The following is a 17,708-nucleotide window of genomic DNA, read 5'->3' as shown; positions in this document are numbered from 1 at the left end:
CTTATGGTAGAAAAGCATAGGAGGTTTGATTAATGAGTAAAAAATTCATTAATGTATCAATTTATAAACATGATAAGGCGTCAGAAATTTTAGTAGAAAATGGTAAGTTCAAGGCTTTTGGCAATAATCTTGGTAAAGCCGATGAAATTATTGATTTAGAAGGGGCATTAGTCTTGCCGCCGTATGTTGATGCTCACCTTCATTTAGATTACTACTTTACAGGACAAGATCCGCAAATCAAAAACACATCTGGCACATTGTTTGAGGCTATTGATTTATGGAATGATTATAAGAAAGGCACGACAAAAGAAGAAATGAAATCGCGTATGCGCCAAGCAGTGAATGATGTTGCAGGTTATGGAACACAGTACATTCGTGCACAAACAGATTGTACGGATCCAAACTTAACTGGTATTAAAGCAGCGCTTGAAGTAAGAGATGAATTAAAAGATAATATTACAATTCAAGTCGTAGCGTTTCCACAAAATGGTATGTACTCTTTTAAAGAAGAAGGTAAAACGGGGCGTGACTTAGTTGAAGAAGCTTTACGGTTAGGTGCAGATTGTGTTGGAGGTATCCCACATAATGAATGGAGCCCAGAAGAAGGGGTCGAATCCATTAAAGAAATCGTTAGGCTTGCTATTAAATATGATAAATTAATTGACGTCCATTGTGACGAAACGGATGATACACAAGCGCGTTTCTTAGAAAAGTTAAATGCAGAAGCGATGAAACAAGGTTACGGTCAATCAACCACAGCTTCACATACTTGTTCGTTTGGTTCAGCCGATGATGCTTATGCATTTCGTATGATGGGGTTATTCCGTCAATCTGGGTTGAATTTTGTTTCTTGTCCAACTGAAAATTTATATTTACAAGGTAGACAAGATACTTATCCAAAAAGAAGAGGATTAACGCGTGTTAAAGAATTTGTAGATAATGGGATTAATGTCGCTTTTGGGCAAGATTCAATTGTTGATTTATGGTACCCAGCTGGCTCTGGTAATTTAATGAATATCTTAGATAACGGCTTACATGCGACACAATTAATGCGCGAAGAAGATTTTCCACGTAATTTTGACTTAATTACTTATAATGGAGCAAAATTAATGGGATTGGGTGATATTTATGGATTATCTGAAGGGAAACCAGCGAACTTTATTGTACTGGATGCCCCAAATGTATTTGAAGCACAACGTCGACGTGTGGATTGTATTGCATCTATTCGAAATGGATCATATTTATTTAAAAAAGAAACACCCAAATTTACAACCGAATTAGATATTGATCGCAAAACAAAATAATATACGTACTTTTAATTTTTAGATAATGCCAACGCTTAAGTCGTTGGTATTTTTTATAAAAAAACGAGCACTAGAACAGTGCCCGCTCATAAATGGAATGTATTATAATGATGTGCCATTAGTTGAAATTACATTTTTATACCATTCAAATGAATCCTTTTTCATTCGTTTCATACTGCCATTACCATAGTTGTCTTGATCAACATAAATGTAGCCATAACGTTTTGTCATTTCGCTTGTAGACATAGAAATTAAATCGATTGGCGCCCAAGATAAATAACCAATTAAATCTACACCATCTTGAACAGCTTTTTTAGCTTCACTCATATGTTTGCTTAAGTAATCTATACGATAGTCATCATGTATTGCGCCATCAACCACTTCATCGACTGCGCCTAAACCATTTTCTACAATGAATAATGGCACGCGATAACGATCCCATAGCTCATTTAACACAATTCTTAAACCAATCGGATCAATTTGCCAACCCCAATCAGACGCTTCTAGATAAGGATTTTTTAAGCTGTTCATTAAATTACCTTGCGTAGTTTGTCCTTCAGGAGAAACAGAAGATAACATAGACATATAATAACTAAATGATAAGTAGTCAACTGTATGCTGTCTAATGATATCTAAATCATTATTTTGAATATCCAATTCAATTCCGTTATCTGCTAAAAATTGTTTGTAATAGTTAGGGTACTCACCTCTAACTTGTACATCAGTATACATTAAATTCATTTGGTCTTCTTGCTGCGCTTTTAAAACATCTTGTGGGTTACAAGTATATGGATAATGTTTCATACGGGCTATCATGCAACCCATTTTGGCATTCGGAATTATTTCTTTTAGTTTTTTAGTAGCTAGTGCAGACGCTACAAATTGATGATGCAGCGCTTGGTATGAAGCTGCTAAAGGATAATCTAATTTATCTGAAATAATACCACCACCTGTGAAAGGCGAAATATTAATAACATTGATTTCGTTAAATGTTATCCAGTATTTTACGTCATGTTTATAACGATTAAAAACAGTTTCAGCGTAATTAACAAAATGATTAATGACATTACGATTTATCCAACCATTGTACTTTTCTGTTAAACCAAAAGGTGTTTCATAATGACTTAGCGTTACAACAGGCTCGATATTGTATGATTTTAGTGTTTTGAATACATCATCATAAAAAGCGAGACCGGCTTCATTAGGTTCTTTTTCGTAGCCTTTTGGAAAAATACGTGCCCAATTGATGGACATCCTAAATGCTTTGAATCCCATTTCAGCAAATAGTTTAATATCTTCTTTATAGTTATGATAAAAATCTATACCATCACGTTTAGGGAAGCGACCTTGATACTGTCCGGAAGTAACTTTTTCAATGAAATCGGATGTTACTTCCATATTATTATCTCCGCGACGCTGGTCTTTAGGAATATATTCTGTGAAGTCCGCACTAGATAAGCCCTTACCGTCTAAATTATACGCACCTTCGATTTGATTAGCAGCTGTAGCGCCGCCCCATAAAAATCCTTTTTTAAATCCTTTGATTTTTCTCATATTTAATACTCCTTTATATTTAAATTAGTATGATAAGTTGTCTCCATTACTTTGAATAACACGTTGATACCAATAAAATGAATCTTTACGTAATCTATTTAAAGAGCCATGCCCTTTATTATCTCGATCAACATAAATATAGCCATAGCGTTTTTTCATTTCACCGCTACCTGCTGAAACTAAATCTATACAACCCCACGAAGTATATCCAAGCAATGGTACGCCATCTTTCACCGCTTCAATCATTTGGTTTAAGTGTTCGCTTAAATATTTAATTCTATAAGTATCATGAATGCTGCCATCCTCTTCGACTTTATCGATTTCACCTAGGCCATTTTCCACGATAAATAATGGTTTTTGATAGCGATCGTATATCTGATTCATTGTTACTCTTAACCCCACTGGGTCGATTTGCCAGCCCCAATTTGACGCTTCTAAATGAGGATTTTTAAGTGAAGCAAAGGCGTTCCCAGCTTCTTTGTTTTGGTTAATTTCTTTATTTCCACTTTCGAGTCGGCTTGAATAATAAGAAAATGAAATATAATCTACTGTGTATGTTTTTAAAATTTCGTCGTCACCAGTCTGTTTTTCAATAAATACACCCAAATCTTCAAACATACGTTTACTATAACTAGGATATTCACCGCGAGATTGAACATCTATAAATATATATTGTTCTCTATTTTTTGATAGTGCAGCCATGACGTCATCTGGATGTGACGTATTGGGATACACGTCACCAGCTGCTAACATACAGCCAATTTGGTTTGTTTCATCAATTTCTTTAGCAATTTTTGTAGCAAGACTTGAGGCAATAAGTTGGTGATGGGCAGCTTGGTACATGATTTGGTTTTTATTGTCATTTTCCTGGATAATTAAACCGCCACCAATATAAGGAATATGCAAAATCATATTGATTTCATTATGTGTAATCCAGTACTTAACTCTATGACTATATCTATTGAATAGGACAGTAGCGTAATTTAAAAAGAAATCTACAGTTTTACGGTTATACCATCCACCATAAATTTCAGCTAAATAATAGGGCGTATCAAAATGATTAATAGTAACAATCGGTTCAATACCATATTTTTCTAAAGTGTCAAATACCTTATCATAGAATGCTAGACCTTTTTCATTCGGTTCAGTTTCATCACCGTGTGGGAAAATCCTAGGCCAAGAAATTGAAAAGCGTAATGCTTTAAATCCCATTTCAGCAAATAATTTGATATCTTCTTCATAACGATGGTAAAAATCAATAGATTGGTGACTAGGGTAAAAATCAAAACTGTTATTTAACCCTTTAGCTGGATTAAATAGTGGTGCTTTTCGTGCTTCTCCTGCAGGAAGTAAATCTACAAGACTTAGTCCTTTACCAGCTGTATCATATCCACCTTCAACTTGATTGGCAGCGATAGCGCCGCCCCATAAAAAATCTTTACCTAATACTGACATATCATTGACCTCCTTGAATTTTTGAAATTAATAAATAACAGAGATGAGCGAGTCTTTTTCTTTAATTGTGTTTTGTGCTTGTATAACGACGTCTTTTGTTTCGTTTGTGTTGGTTATTACAACCATGACGATGTCATCGTATGAATGGTTGCGTATTGTTTCTGAGTCAAATTGTATAAGCGGTTGATCGACTTGAACGATATCGCCTTGATTTACTAATGGTTCAAAGCCTAAACCATCTAATTTCACTGTATCAATACCTATATGAATGAGTAATTCTGTCCCATTTTTTGATTTCAGACCGATTGCATGCCCAGTAGGGAATAGACTTTCTACAGTTGCATCAAACGGAGCCACGATGATGTCCGAGGAAGGTTTAATAGCGACGCCTTTACCCATTGCAAGAGATGAGAATACTGGATCATCAACAAGTTCAAGCTTTTTCATCTCACCGGGCACAGGTGCAACAATAAAGTCATCCTTGGGTTCTGGCATATTTTCATTTATGGCATTGACTGTATCATTACTATTTTGATCATTATTAGGTTGTTCTGATTCTGGTGCGGTAGCTTGTACTTTAGTTTCTTTTTTATCAGAATGGACAATATAACCAACGATACCACCGACAACCACGGCTAATAGTGAAGCAACTACAATAGCCCAGAACGTAGAATCTAAGCCATTATCGCCAATGAATGTGGTATAACCAAAAATGCCAAGTCCGCCCATAAAGTATAATTTTGTACCTGCGAAACCAACAAATCCACTAAATAAGCCACTAATAATACAACTATAAATAAAGAGTTTTTTTCTAGGTAATGTAACACCGTAAATTGCAGGTTCAGTCACACCAAACAAGCCAGAAATAGCAGCTGGTAAAGAAATTGATTTCAGTTTAGTATTTCTTGTTTTTAAGAAAATACCAATAACAATACCAGTTTGAGCAAAAGATGCTGCAAAAATAAGTGGGAATATAATATCATACCCAATGGTAGAAACATTGTTAATCATAATTGCAGCAAGCCCCCAATGGATTCCAAATATAACAAATACTTGCCAAAAAGCACCTAGCAATAAACCAGCTAATATAGGGCTTAATTCATAGATACTTATTGCTCCTGAACCAATCCAATTAGCGATCCAAGAAGATATAGGTCCAATCACTATAAAAGTCAGTGGAACAATAATGAGTAAAGTGAAAAATGGCACAAAGAATGTTTTAACAACATCTGGAATAATACGTTTCAATTTACGTTCAAGGATACTTGCAAAATAAATCGCAACAATAATAGGAATAACACTTGATGTATAGGTCATAGATATAACTGGTATACCTAGAAATGATAAATTTGACTCTACTTCAAAAATGGTACCAGCAAAAAGTATATGCGCTCCTTTAGCTCCTAGTTCCATTGCAGATACTAATGAAGGGTATACAATGGCTGCACCTATGGCCATACCAATAAAATGATTTGAGCCAAATTTTTTAGCAGCAGTAAAACCTAAAAATACAGGGAAGAAATAAAATAATGCATCTCCCAATGCAAATAATATTTGATAGGTACCAGATGATTCAGTTAACCAACCAAGTGCTAAGAATAGTGCAGCGAAACCTTTAATCATCCCAGCAGCTGCAAGAATGCCCAAAATAGGTTGGAAGATACCAGATATTAAATCAATAAATCGATTTAACATATTACCTGAATTAGCCTCTTGTGTGTGATTTTCATTATCTGAGCCTAAACGTGTTATTTTATTAATTGCATCGTATACATCAGGGACATGGTTACCAATCACCACTTGGTACTGTCCGCCTGATTTCATTACTGTGACGATTTCATCATGCTGTTTTAAATATTCTGTATCAGCTTTATCTTCATCATTCAATTTAAAACGTAAACGTGTAATACAGTGGGTAAGAGAATTAATATTTTCTTCTCCTCCCACTTTTTCTACGATATCTTTTGCTAAATCTTCGTATTTCATTGATAAATTCACCTCAATTTTCGTTTTGTTTAAAGGATAAATAAGTTTAATACGTCGATTGTGGCCAATCAATTAACGTAATTTATTTAAAAACAAATAGCTAGGCTAGCTTTAGCTAAATAAAAACAAAAAAACCCAGAATAATACACATACGGACCTCTAGTTAGGTTCGTAATGCATTACTCTGGGTTTTGCCTACTTAAAGTTACAACCCCAAACGTTGATAGCAACGTCAAAAGTAACAAAATATAAGTTTGAATACAGTATAGCCTCTATAAAAAAATATGTCAACGCTTACATCGATTACTTTAGCAATCTCGCAATATGTAATATTAAATAAACGCGTTCGTCGTTAGATAATTGGTGATGATAATGTTTGAGTAAAAAGTCTGCAATTTTATCTACACAAGCATCTGATTTAGCGTGCTTTTGCTTTAAAGCTTCTAGTAGACTTTCATCTGTAACTTCGTTTAAAGATTGATGACTAATTAGCCTTTGGCTAAAAAATTTAAGATGTGTCATAAACCTAGAGTAATTTAGCTCATCTTCGTTGATAGCAAGATTGAAATGATAACGAACGATATCAAGCATACTTTTAGTGATTTTAGTGATTTCATAAATATTGGCAATATTTTCATCTAAACTGGCATTCACAATATGCATAGCAATAAATCCAATTTCATCTTTTGGTAACGTAACGTTGAAATAATGATTAATCTCGTGTAATCCATTTTGAGCTACTTCATATTCTTTTGGATATAGTGAACGTATTTCATAAAGTAATGGGTTTTTAATATCAAAACCATCAAGCGTACGTTCAATTGCATAATTAATATGATCAGTTAGTGCAATATAAATCGTTTCTGAAACGGGTGACTCATAAAGTTGGTTTGCCGATTTTATAATTTTTTCAGTAATTAAAAGCACATCTTGATTGATTTCATTTAATAAAGTTAACATGCGTTCTTGATCTTCACTCGTTAACCGAAAAACTTTTTCAATTTTTGAACGTTCTAGTTGTTGTCCATTTTTCTTGCCGAACGCTAATCCGTTTCCCATAACGATACGTTCTTCCCCATTAATCTTGGACAATACAACATTATTGTTTAAGATTTTAGTGATTTTCATAAAAACATTCCCTTAGTTATGTGATTTTGAAATGATAATACATTAAATATAGCCGAGAATATGATCAGTAGTCAAAATATTTTGAGCATGAAAATTGAGCTATAAATAGTCACTTAGCCGTGAATATCGTGTAGACAATTGCTGATTGCAATGAAAATGCGTTTATTAAAAATACGAATTTTAAAAACCATTTTACTTAAAACACGTTTTTTAATTTTAAAGATGCTTATCATGAAGCTAGTGCTTGTATTCTTTTTACTAGTCATATTAATAAGATGGTCGATGCAACCATTTTTAAAAAGTGTTTTTTGCTTCGTTTCAAGTTTGAAAGTGTACATAGATAAATAATAAGTCCTTAAACAGCACTTATTAAAATAATTTATATGTTATGATGTTGAATCAAAATGCTATTACTATTTTCAAGTTAATTATAATAATGAAATTAACTGGAGCATTGGCTTTCAACAATAATCTAACTTATCATTCGCGAACGTTATATTGTTCTTTCGCCATTAGTCTTAATGGGCCATTAAAAATAATTTTGACTAGACTGTCTATTAACGTGTAAGGGTCGATTCTACGATTATCTTTGACCCAATATTTAATAAAAGATATCGTCGCACCTGAGACATAACTATGAAAATAGTCTAGCGGAATACCGTCTATCGTATCTTTAGTTGCGATATGTTTTTTCATATTTTGATAAATCACTTGGCTTAATTTTGTTTCTAATTGACTACGTCTTTCTAATGAAAAGATGGTTTTATAAAACTCGAAATTGGCATCGATGTGAAGTACAACTTTTTTTAATTTTTCTTCGGTAAAGATACGTGCAAATGCTTTAGCATCCATACCAACATAGAATTTATCCTTTGTATTTAGTGTATTTGATAAATATTCAATATATTCATTTTCCATCTTATTTAAAAGCATATATTTATCTTCATAATGAAGATAAAAAGTCCCGCGGTTAATATCAGCATTTTGAGTAATATCACTGATCGTTATTTTATCTAAATCTTTTTCATTTAATAATTGAATCAACGCTTGTTTAATCGCATTTTGTGTTTTCCGGACACGTCTATCTTCTGGCATAAATTGAAACTCCTTTATATTTAATAGACATTTATAGATAAAGTGTTCATTAATGAACGACTTGCGTATCATTGCTTATTGTATACGGCTTATTTCCTATTATAATAGACAAAGTGATAAATATTCAACACTGTGTTTGTTAAATAGGAGGGACGATAGATGAATATTTTTAAAAGTAAATTACTATGGCTTGCACCTATTGTAGCTATTCTAATATTTGTTATTTTTTCAATTGCTTTTTACCCAGCATTTAATCCAAAACCTAAAGATATTCCGATGGCAATAGTCAACCAAGACAAAGGTACTGACATACAAGGAAAAAATATTAATATAGGTAAGCATTTAGAAGATAAATTAATGGACAGCAATTCAGATGCGGTTAAATGGGTTCAAGTTGATAGTGAAGCAGATATCAAAAAAGGCATGAAAGATCAAAAATATTATGGTGCAGCAATTATTGAAAAAGATTTTTCAAAACATGCACTAAGTAAAACACAAAATGTAGTTATGGACGCTAAAAAACAAGAAATGAAAGATAAAGTTCAATCTGGAGAGGTACCAGCAGAGCAAGCGAAAAAAATGCAGGAAAAAATGACAGAATCTGGAAGCGACCAGAAAATAACAACTCAAAAAGCGAGTTTTAAAACAATGGTCAATGATGGCGGAGGGACACAAATATCGCAAATGGCTTCTCAAATATTGGAAGGCATGGGTGATAACGTAAACCAACAAATTACAAAACAAAGCTTGTCTATACTACAAAAACAAGATGTTGATGTAAAAGCATCAGACGTTCAAAGTTTAACGCATCCAGTTAACGTAAGTAGTGAAAAAATAAATAAAATAAGTAGTCATCAAGCAGGTGGCAATGGTCCATTCTTAATGTTTATGCCAGTATGGATGGGTTCTATTCTCATTTCAGTATTGCTCTTTTTTGCATTTAGAACGAGTAATAATATTGCAATACATCACCGCATGATTGCTTCATTAGGACAAATTGCTATGACGATCGTTACGGCATTTGTAGGTGCGTTTGCATATATTTACTTTATGGAAGTTGTACTGGGCTTTGATTTTAACAACACAAATACGACAGCTACATTTGTTGCTCTAGCAATTATGGGGTTTGTAGGGCTTATATTAGGTACGATGACTTGGCTCGGTTTAAAATCTATACCAATCTTTTTCCTTTTAATGTTTTTCAGTATGCAATTAGTGACATTACCAAAACAAATGTTACCTGATTTCTATCAAAAATATATTGTTGGATGGAACCCATTTGCGCATTATGCCAATTCATTAAGAGAGATTTTATATTTACATGAAGGTATCCAATTAGATACAACGATGTGGATGTTTATTGGGTTTATGATTTTTGGCGCTGCTTCTACAGTGATAGCTGCAGCAATTAGAAAGCATAGTACCAAACGTACAGAGGTGCCATCATAAAATTTAATATTTTGCTTAATCTATAATGCATAAAAACGTTAAAACGCTTTTTGATTAATCGTTTTAGCGTTTTTTTATGTATAGATATATATGTTTAAAAAATGAATAATAAAGATTGGTAAATGATTTAATGGGAATAATATAAGTAATAGTAAGTAGTTTCATTTTAATTATGATATAAATGACTATCTAAATAGCCTTTATAATTACTCAATATGTGATAAAGGCAATGAAATTTTAAGCTTAATGCGTGCTGATATGATAATAAAACAAATTTTATTACTAATAAATGAATTTTGTATTAAATTTATGGTATGCCACGCTTTACAAATAATAAAAAGGAGGACATTATCATGGCTGTAATAAAAACAAATTGGAACGGTGACATTAAAGGGTTTGGAAAAGTAGAAACGGAGCATTTAGATGCAAAGATTGCAGTAGCAACTAAATCAGGTGGCACTGGAGAAGGCGCGACACCAAAAGAATTGTTAGCAAGTTCAGCAGCATCATGTTATATCATTACATTAATGTATGCGATTGAAGCAAGAACGATTTCAGTAGTAGATGTACAAATGGACACTGAAATTAAAGAATTAGAAAACAAAGCATTCGAATTTATACATTATCCTAAAATCACTTTACCTGAAAACGCAGACAAAAAAGATTTTGAAGAAGTAAATCGACTTTTTGAGATAGCTGACAGAGGATGTACGATTGGTAAGTTATTAAAAAAAGCAGATGTATCTATTCGTATTCAAGGGGAAGTTAATAGCTAAACGCATATTGAGGATCTAAAAACGCCAAATACGTTTGAACTATATTATAAATAAGAAGTGGGACAACGGAATCATTTTATAAAAATATGATTTTTGTCCCGCTTTTTATTTTGATGATGAGCTAACTATATTTCTAATTTCCTGGGAAATTTGATTTGCTGAGGACAATGCGCCTTCAATATGGCCACCATGGACAGCGTCGTACTCTGTGCCAGCAAAAAGCATATTGCTGAAATATTTTGGCGGCGGACCATAACTCGGAAAACTTTCGATATTAAGTTTATCGCCTTCAGTTACAGTATGACCATCTTGAGACCAATCTTTATATAAAATCTGTTCATATGCTTGTGCTTGACTACCAAAAAGTTTGGTTAATTGTTGAATGACTTCCTCTTTAATCGATACTTCAGATTTTGAATTTCTTTCAGCAGGAGGAAGACTGAAGAAACCAAATAATGCAGCTTTGCCAGAAGATGTAGTAGCATCATAAATTTCTCTTAATGGGCCTGCCCAACTGACGACATTACCAGAAAGATTTTCATCTCTCCAAAAAGGATATTGATACGTCACCACTATTTTAGCTTGCGCACCCATCCAAGTCGGTTTATTAAGTAAGTCCATTTGTAATGGCTCTGGGAGAGGCGGTCTAAAATCAATTGAATTAAGGACTAATCTAGGTGGCACAGTTAAGACAACGATATCAGCATGAAATGTTTCATGTGTCTGGCTATATTGGTTTAAAGTAACAACAGAATAAGATGATTGATTTTCTTGGTAAATTGACTCAACTTTATGATTTAAAATAATATGATCGTCAGAAATATGGTTGTTTAATGCTGTTACTAACGCATTAACACCGCCTACAATTCGCTTGCTTCTATTATTTACATTAGAAGCAGCAATACGTTTGGGTAGTTGATTTTGAGATAATTCTAGTAAACTGTCGCCTTCATTATATTGCTCGATTGTAGAAAGGTTGTATGTATTTAATAGGGATTCGATATGCTTTTCGGTGTCTGGCCAATACCATGTGGGGCCTAAATCAAAATAGTCTTCGGTATTGTCGTGTTTAGTTAGCACTCTTCCGCCCAATCTTTCTCGTGATTCTACAATTTTGAAAGAGATATTGTTTTCTGAAAGTAAAGTGCCGATACGCAGACCAGCGACACCGCCTCCGATAATTAATACCTGCAATGGCATACTTAAAACACCTTTCTTTTTAAATTTTGAAAATTGAGATAATTATAACATAACCGTTATACTTTTATAAATAACCCGCTTTTCCAAAACATATAGGGCAATTAAAATAAAGCACATCGTTTGCTTATATAACTAAGCATATGGAATAGATAAAAAAGATTAAAGTTAGTATAAAAATTTATCCATGTTGAAATGTCGGTGACTTGCTATGCTTGTAATTAAATACGTTAAGTTTTCCAAGCGCATTGATTGGCAAACTGATTTCGATATTCAGAAGCGCTAATTTTAAAATGTTTCGTGAAACTTTTAGAAAAAAGGAGTGGATCTTTATAACCAACTTGACGCGCTATTTCATTTATTAAAATATTGCTATGAATTAATAATTGGGAAGCATGATACATTCGAATATAAGTTAAATATGCCTTAGGAGAACAATTTAAGTTTTTCTTAAACAGTCTAAATAAGTGGCTACGTGTTACATTGACATAATCCGCTACATCCACAATCATAATATTATTTTGATAATTTGCATTGATATAGGTAACCGCGTTTTGAATATCTTCATTAATAATATCGACATTTACTGAAAATATTTTAGGAAATTGTTTTTGTAATTTGTAAGCTAAATCATATAAGTATTGCATAATTAAAATGTCATTGGAATTATTTGTATCAATTGATTTTGAAAGGTTGCATATTTTTTGGATAGTATGACTTATTTCGGACGTCTCTTGATTCATAATGACATGTTTATCTACAATATGGCACCTTTGTAAATAATCTAAAATTTGTTTACCACTTAAGCCAATCCAATAGTATGTCCAAGGGTTAGAAAACGACGGTCTATATTCTACATCCATCCCTTTTTCTAATAAAAACATATCGCCTTCTTTTAATGCATGTTTTTTACCATTGTATATAAACACACCCTCGCCATGGGTTACGATATGTAAAACAAATTCTTTGATTACTGAATATTTATAACCAACATTTGGCACGCCAATTTCAATGCCGCATTCTACTAAATCTGCATCAATATGCTTTTTTTGAAATTTTTTCCATAACACTTGCATAGAATACCTCGTAAATTATAGTTATATAGTTTATATAATCACATTTTAAGTATAAATGAAACATTTTGCTATATTTTATCATCATAATGCTATTCATAATTTTTATAAATGATTGATAAAATAAAGTTAACACATTATGAAAGCGTTTTATATTCTATGAATTTCAGGGGTGAAAAAATGAATAGACACTTAACAGGCATGCAAAAATTTTCTTTTGGGTTCGGTGCCATAGGTAAGGACGCCATATTCAACATTGTTGGTGTATTTTTAATGTTTTATATCACAGATATTGTCGGTTTAAGCCCAGCGTTTGTGGGTGTAATGCTTTTTGTTGCACGAATATGGGATGCGATTAATGACCCAATTATGGGGGTGATTGTCGATAATACACGGAATAATTTTGGTAAATTTAAAACTTGGTTAGTAATCGGAACGATAGTGAATGCTATTGTTACAATTTTATTATTCACAAACTTTGATTTACCACAAACTGCGATGTATGTGTATATATCAATTATATATATTGCATGGGGCATGACTTATACGATGATGGATATACCGTATTGGTCTTGGTTGCCTAATTTAACGCATAATCCTAGAGAACGTGAGGAAATATCCGTAATACCAAGATTTTTCGCAAGTTTAGCTGCATTTACTGTAGGGACATTTGGTTTATTTTTTATACATAAACTCGGTGATATATTTGGTAAAGGTAGTGATTCAATAGGTATTTTTGTATTTGCGGTTATTTGTAGTGCTGTTTTTATATTCACAATCGGTGTCACAGTATGGAAAGTACCCGAAGATAAAGAAATGGAACAACAAACAGGTATTAAGGTGAATTTTAAAGATATTGGTAGAATTTTATTTAAAAATAAAGAATTATTAGCAATTATGGGTGTTTTACTAACATTTAACCTTTGTTTGCAGACACTAAATGGTTCTATTATCTATTACTTTAAATATGTAGTAAATGCAGAGCATTTATTTGCTATTTTCAATGCAATGATTCTTTGTGAAATGCTCGGTTTATTAATGTTACCACGCTATATCAAATGGGTAGGGAGAACCAAAGCTTTTAATACTTCAATTACACTCATCATTGTAGGTTTATTATTTATTTTAATTTCAGGTTTTGTCGCACCACAAAACGTAATAACTGTAATTGTAGGCGCAGGCTTACTACGCATTGGGTCAGGATTTATGATTGGTATTACAACGGTGTCATTAGCAGATGTTATCGATTACGGTGAAGTTAAATTTGGACAGCGTAATGAAAGTGTAATTACGTCAGCGAATACATTTTTAACAAAAACTTCACAAGCTGTAGCTGCGCTTATTGTAGGCCTTGGATTATCCATTTTAGGCTATACACCAAATGAAGCGCAAACAGCGCTGACAATTAATGGGCTACGTATTTTAATTATCGTATTGCCTATCGTTTTCGTAATTTTAGCTGCATTTTTATATCATAAAGCTTTTCATTTAAAAGGTGATTTCTTAACGGATATAGAAAAGACACTGCAAAACAAGCGTCAGAGAGAACACAAAGAACGTATGAGTAAATAAAGGAGGAAATAATCAATGATAGAACAACAATTTCATGAAAATATAGATATTCAACATGTAAATACTTTGCCACGTCGTGCATTTTATATACCTTATCAACCAGGAGAGGCCGCTTATCGTCTAGAAACACGTTATCAAACTAATAATGTAACGTTATTAAATGGAGATTGGCGTTTTGAATATTTTAATACATTGGTAGACTGTTTGAATGCGACGAGGGAAGTGGATAAACATCATATTCCCGTGCCGTCAGTTTGGAATTTATATGGGTATGATCAAATACAATATTTAAATACACAATATCCGATACCATTTGAACCGCCGTATGTACCTAAAGAGAATCCATGCGGCCGTTATACACGCTCATTTGAAGTGACAACATATGATGAAAAAAGTGACTATCATTTAAATTTTGAAGGCGTAGATAGTGCGTTTTATGTATGGATCAATAATCAATTTGTTGGTTATAGCCAAATTTCTCATTCGATTTCTGAATTTGATATTTCCAATCTGATTCATGATGGTATCAACACGATTCAAGTACTTGTTTTAAAATATTCAGATGGCACGTATTTTGAAGACCAAGATATGTTTAGACATTCAGGTATCTTTAGAGATGTCTATATCTTAAAACGTGCAAAAGCACGTATTAACGATTTTAAAATTGAAACACGTGTCAATGAATTGCTAACTCAAGGCGCAATTGACGTTAAATTAGAAGATAAACAAGATTTGGAGAAAGTTAAGGCACACGTATATGATCCTAAAGGCGTGATGATTCAAGAAGAAGATATTTCAAGTAACTATAGCTTTACAATTGAAACACCACAATTGTGGTCAACTGAAAATCCAACACTATATACTGTGACACTTTCTACCGAAACAGAAGTTATTACACAAAAAGTTGGTATCAGAGAAATACAAATCAAAAACAACCAATTTTATATCAATGGCCAATCTATTAAATTTAGAGGTACTAATTATCATGATAGTGATCCTCAAACAGGTTATGTGATGAGTGAATCACAATTTATGAAGGATTTAGCATTGATGAAACAAGGCAATTTTAATTCGATTCGTACAGCACATTACCCTAAATCGCCATTATTCTATGAATTAACAGACCAATACGGATTTTATGTGATGAGCGAAGCAGATTTAGAAACCCATGGTGTTGTTAGGCTTTATGGTGATGAAAATACAGATAACTTTAACATTATTACGGATGACCCGCAGTATGAAATACCAATAATTGAACGCATTGAAGCATCGATTACGCCGTTAAAGAATTATAGTTCGATTGTATCTTGGTCTATGGGCAATGAATCAGGCTTTGGTGTGAATATGGTCAAAGCTATGGCACACGCAAAAACATTAGATGCGACACGCCCATTACATTATGAGGGCACTTTCCATAGAGACAAGTCAAAATCATATGATTTATCAAATGTTGAGATGATTAGTAGAATGTATCCTTCACCAGAAGAAATAGAAACAACATATCTGACAGACCCCAGTTTAGATAAACCATTTATTCTTTGCGAATACGCACACGCAATGGGGAATTCCCCTGGTGACTTGCACGCTTATCAAACACTTGTAGAACAATATGATAGTTTTATTGGCGGGTTTGTATGGGAATGGTGTGATCATGGCATACAAGTTGGTCAACATCATGGTGATCCTATCTTTAGATATGGCGGAGACTTTGGAGAAAAACTGCATGACGGTAACTTCTGTGTTGATGGTATTGTTTTTCCTGATCGTATACCGCACGAAGGATATTATGAATTTAAACACGAACATAGGCCTGTCAAAGTAATACATGAAGCGGACGGTATTTTAAAATTACGTAATCAACTAGATTTCAGTAGTGTAGAGCACTATTTAACTATTGAAGGTACAGCGACTTATTTAAGTGGTGACAAAAAGCCGTTTGAAATTATGATGAATAACTTTGGACCACATAGTATAAAAGATGTTGATTTAAGTGACTATATTGAAATGAGTGAATTAAGTGATGTGTTATTACGTTATAAATTGAAAAATGAAGAACCGTTACGCCACAATCATTTTGAACTAGGTCATGACCAAATTGTCTACCAACGACAACCAGTTGGATATGATACTACTCGAGAAAGTGGTGAATTAAGCTATAAAGAAAATAATCAAAGTATTACCATTGCAACAAATGATAACCAATATGTATTGAATAAAGCAGATGGTAGCTTAGCATCTGTTATCCATAAAAATGAGATTATTTTAACCCAACCTACAAAAAACAATGTTTGGCGTGCGCCTATAGATAATGATATTAATATTAGAAAGGATTGGGCGTATTTAGGGTATTATGACGCAATCACTCGCATACGTGATTATAAAATTGTAGAAACTGATGATGCGGTCAGTGTTATTTTTGAAATTGTAATAATTAATGATGTCGTTCCTCCTATACTACAGGGGGCAATGACATGGACAGTGTATAATGATGGACGTCTTAACGTGAATTACGATTTAGAAAAAGATACAGAAGGGCCATTTTTACCTAGGTTTGGTTTAGCTATGGTTTTGCCAAAAGCATTTGAATCAGTAACCTATTACGGCAGTGGACCATTTAGTGGTTATCCAGACAAAGGTGTAGCGAACTATTTAGATTATTTCGAAACAACTGTTACAGATAACGGTGGTAATCATATCAAACCACAAGAAACAGGCAGTCATAACGGTACAACTTATGCAAACATTTCAAGTGACCAACATCAAATTGTGGTATCCAGCGAACAACCATTCAGCTTCAATGTAACACATTACACATTAGAAGAACTAACGCATACAACGCATAAAGATGAACTAGTAGAAGGCGATACTTATCTATATATTGATTACGCGCAAAGTGGTATCGGCTCGAATAGTTGCGGACCAGAATTAAGCGAAGCTTACCGTTTAAACGACAAATATATCCACTTCCAATTTGAATTGAGATTTAAATAAATGAAGTAAGACTCCCCACAAAACACATTTGATTTTGTGGGGAGTTTGCATTTTTATAATCTCTACGTCTAATTGAAAAATTTAATTATGGTTTAGATATTTTAATAAAGTAAGTGGTAATACATAAA

General features: G+C 33.2%; 12 protein-coding genes. 5 read left to right on the top strand and 7 right to left on the bottom strand.

The features are described 5' to 3' along the window. Positions 1 to 32 precede the first annotated feature (32 nt). Positions 33 to 1,304, top strand: coding sequence for an amidohydrolase family protein (locus tag IEU88_RS10300; RefSeq protein WP_103373071.1), 1,272 nt, complete (start codon positions 33 to 35; stop codon positions 1,302 to 1,304). A gap of 102 nt (positions 1,305 to 1,406) precedes the next feature. On the opposite strand, the gene IEU88_RS10295 is transcribed toward IEU88_RS10300, so the two are convergent. The 5 genes from IEU88_RS10295 to IEU88_RS10275 all read right to left on the bottom strand — a co-directional run bounded on the left by IEU88_RS10295 (position 1,407) and on the right by IEU88_RS10275 (position 8,522). Next, positions 1,407 to 2,858, bottom strand: coding sequence for a glycoside hydrolase family 1 protein (locus IEU88_RS10295; protein ID WP_103373070.1), 1,452 nt, complete (start codon positions 2,856 to 2,858; stop codon positions 1,407 to 1,409). A 24-nt stretch (positions 2,859 to 2,882) separates the two neighbouring features. Then, positions 2,883 to 4,313: a 6-phospho-beta-glucosidase gene (locus IEU88_RS10290; protein WP_103373069.1), complete on the bottom strand. Its 1,431-nt coding sequence runs from the start codon at positions 4,311 to 4,313 to the stop codon at positions 2,883 to 2,885. Positions 4,314 to 4,340: 27 nt separating this feature from the next. Next, positions 4,341 to 6,299, bottom strand: a complete 1,959-nt coding sequence (locus tag IEU88_RS10285) for a beta-glucoside-specific PTS transporter subunit IIABC (RefSeq protein WP_103373068.1) — start codon at positions 6,297 to 6,299, stop codon at positions 4,341 to 4,343. A 303-nt stretch (positions 6,300 to 6,602) separates the two neighbouring features. Continuing rightward, positions 6,603 to 7,427, bottom strand: a complete 825-nt coding sequence (gene licT, locus IEU88_RS10280; protein ID WP_103373067.1) for a BglG family transcription antiterminator LicT — start codon at positions 7,425 to 7,427, stop codon at positions 6,603 to 6,605. A 480-nt stretch (positions 7,428 to 7,907) separates the two neighbouring features. Beyond that, complete coding sequence (locus IEU88_RS10275) at positions 7,908 to 8,522, bottom strand: TetR/AcrR family transcriptional regulator (RefSeq protein WP_096808145.1); 615 nt, start codon at positions 8,520 to 8,522, stop codon at positions 7,908 to 7,910. Positions 8,523 to 8,681: 159 nt separating this feature from the next. On the opposite strand from IEU88_RS10275, the gene IEU88_RS10270 reads away from it, so the two are divergent. Both IEU88_RS10270 and IEU88_RS10265 read left to right on the top strand, forming a co-directional pair. Further along, a complete protein-coding gene (locus IEU88_RS10270; protein WP_103373066.1) occupies positions 8,682 to 9,971 on the top strand; it encodes a YhgE/Pip domain-containing protein in 1,290 nt (429 codons plus the stop codon). A gap of 353 nt (positions 9,972 to 10,324) precedes the next feature. Then, on the top strand, positions 10,325 to 10,747 hold the full coding sequence (locus tag IEU88_RS10265; RefSeq protein WP_157772534.1) for an OsmC family protein: 423 nt from the start codon (positions 10,325 to 10,327) through the stop codon (positions 10,745 to 10,747). 105 nt (positions 10,748 to 10,852) lie between these two features. Here the strand turns inward: IEU88_RS10265 and IEU88_RS10260 are convergent, their stop codons facing one another. Beyond that, complete coding sequence (locus IEU88_RS10260) at positions 10,853 to 11,947, bottom strand: flavin monoamine oxidase family protein (RefSeq protein ID WP_103373065.1); 1,095 nt, start codon at positions 11,945 to 11,947, stop codon at positions 10,853 to 10,855. Positions 11,948 to 12,174: 227 nt separating this feature from the next. Continuing rightward, positions 12,175 to 13,020, bottom strand: a complete 846-nt coding sequence (locus IEU88_RS10255; protein ID WP_096808149.1) for an AraC family transcriptional regulator — start codon at positions 13,018 to 13,020, stop codon at positions 12,175 to 12,177. Between the two features lie 177 nt (positions 13,021 to 13,197). Between IEU88_RS10255 and melB the strand changes: the two genes are divergently transcribed. Both melB and IEU88_RS10245 read left to right on the top strand, forming a co-directional pair. Then, on the top strand, positions 13,198 to 14,589 hold the full coding sequence (gene melB / locus IEU88_RS10250) for a melibiose:sodium transporter MelB (RefSeq protein ID WP_103373231.1): 1,392 nt from the start codon (positions 13,198 to 13,200) through the stop codon (positions 14,587 to 14,589). A gap of 15 nt (positions 14,590 to 14,604) precedes the next feature. Continuing rightward, complete coding sequence (locus tag IEU88_RS10245; protein ID WP_103373229.1) at positions 14,605 to 17,580, top strand: glycoside hydrolase family 2 TIM barrel-domain containing protein; 2,976 nt, start codon at positions 14,605 to 14,607, stop codon at positions 17,578 to 17,580. Positions 17,581 to 17,708: the final 128 nt, after the last annotated feature.

Origin of the sequence: Staphylococcus nepalensis (assembly GCF_014635045.1) — a bacterium.
Classification (GTDB): Bacteria; Bacillota; Bacilli; order Staphylococcales; family Staphylococcaceae; genus Staphylococcus; species Staphylococcus nepalensis.
This window is presented reverse-complemented; position numbering and strand designations above follow the sequence as displayed.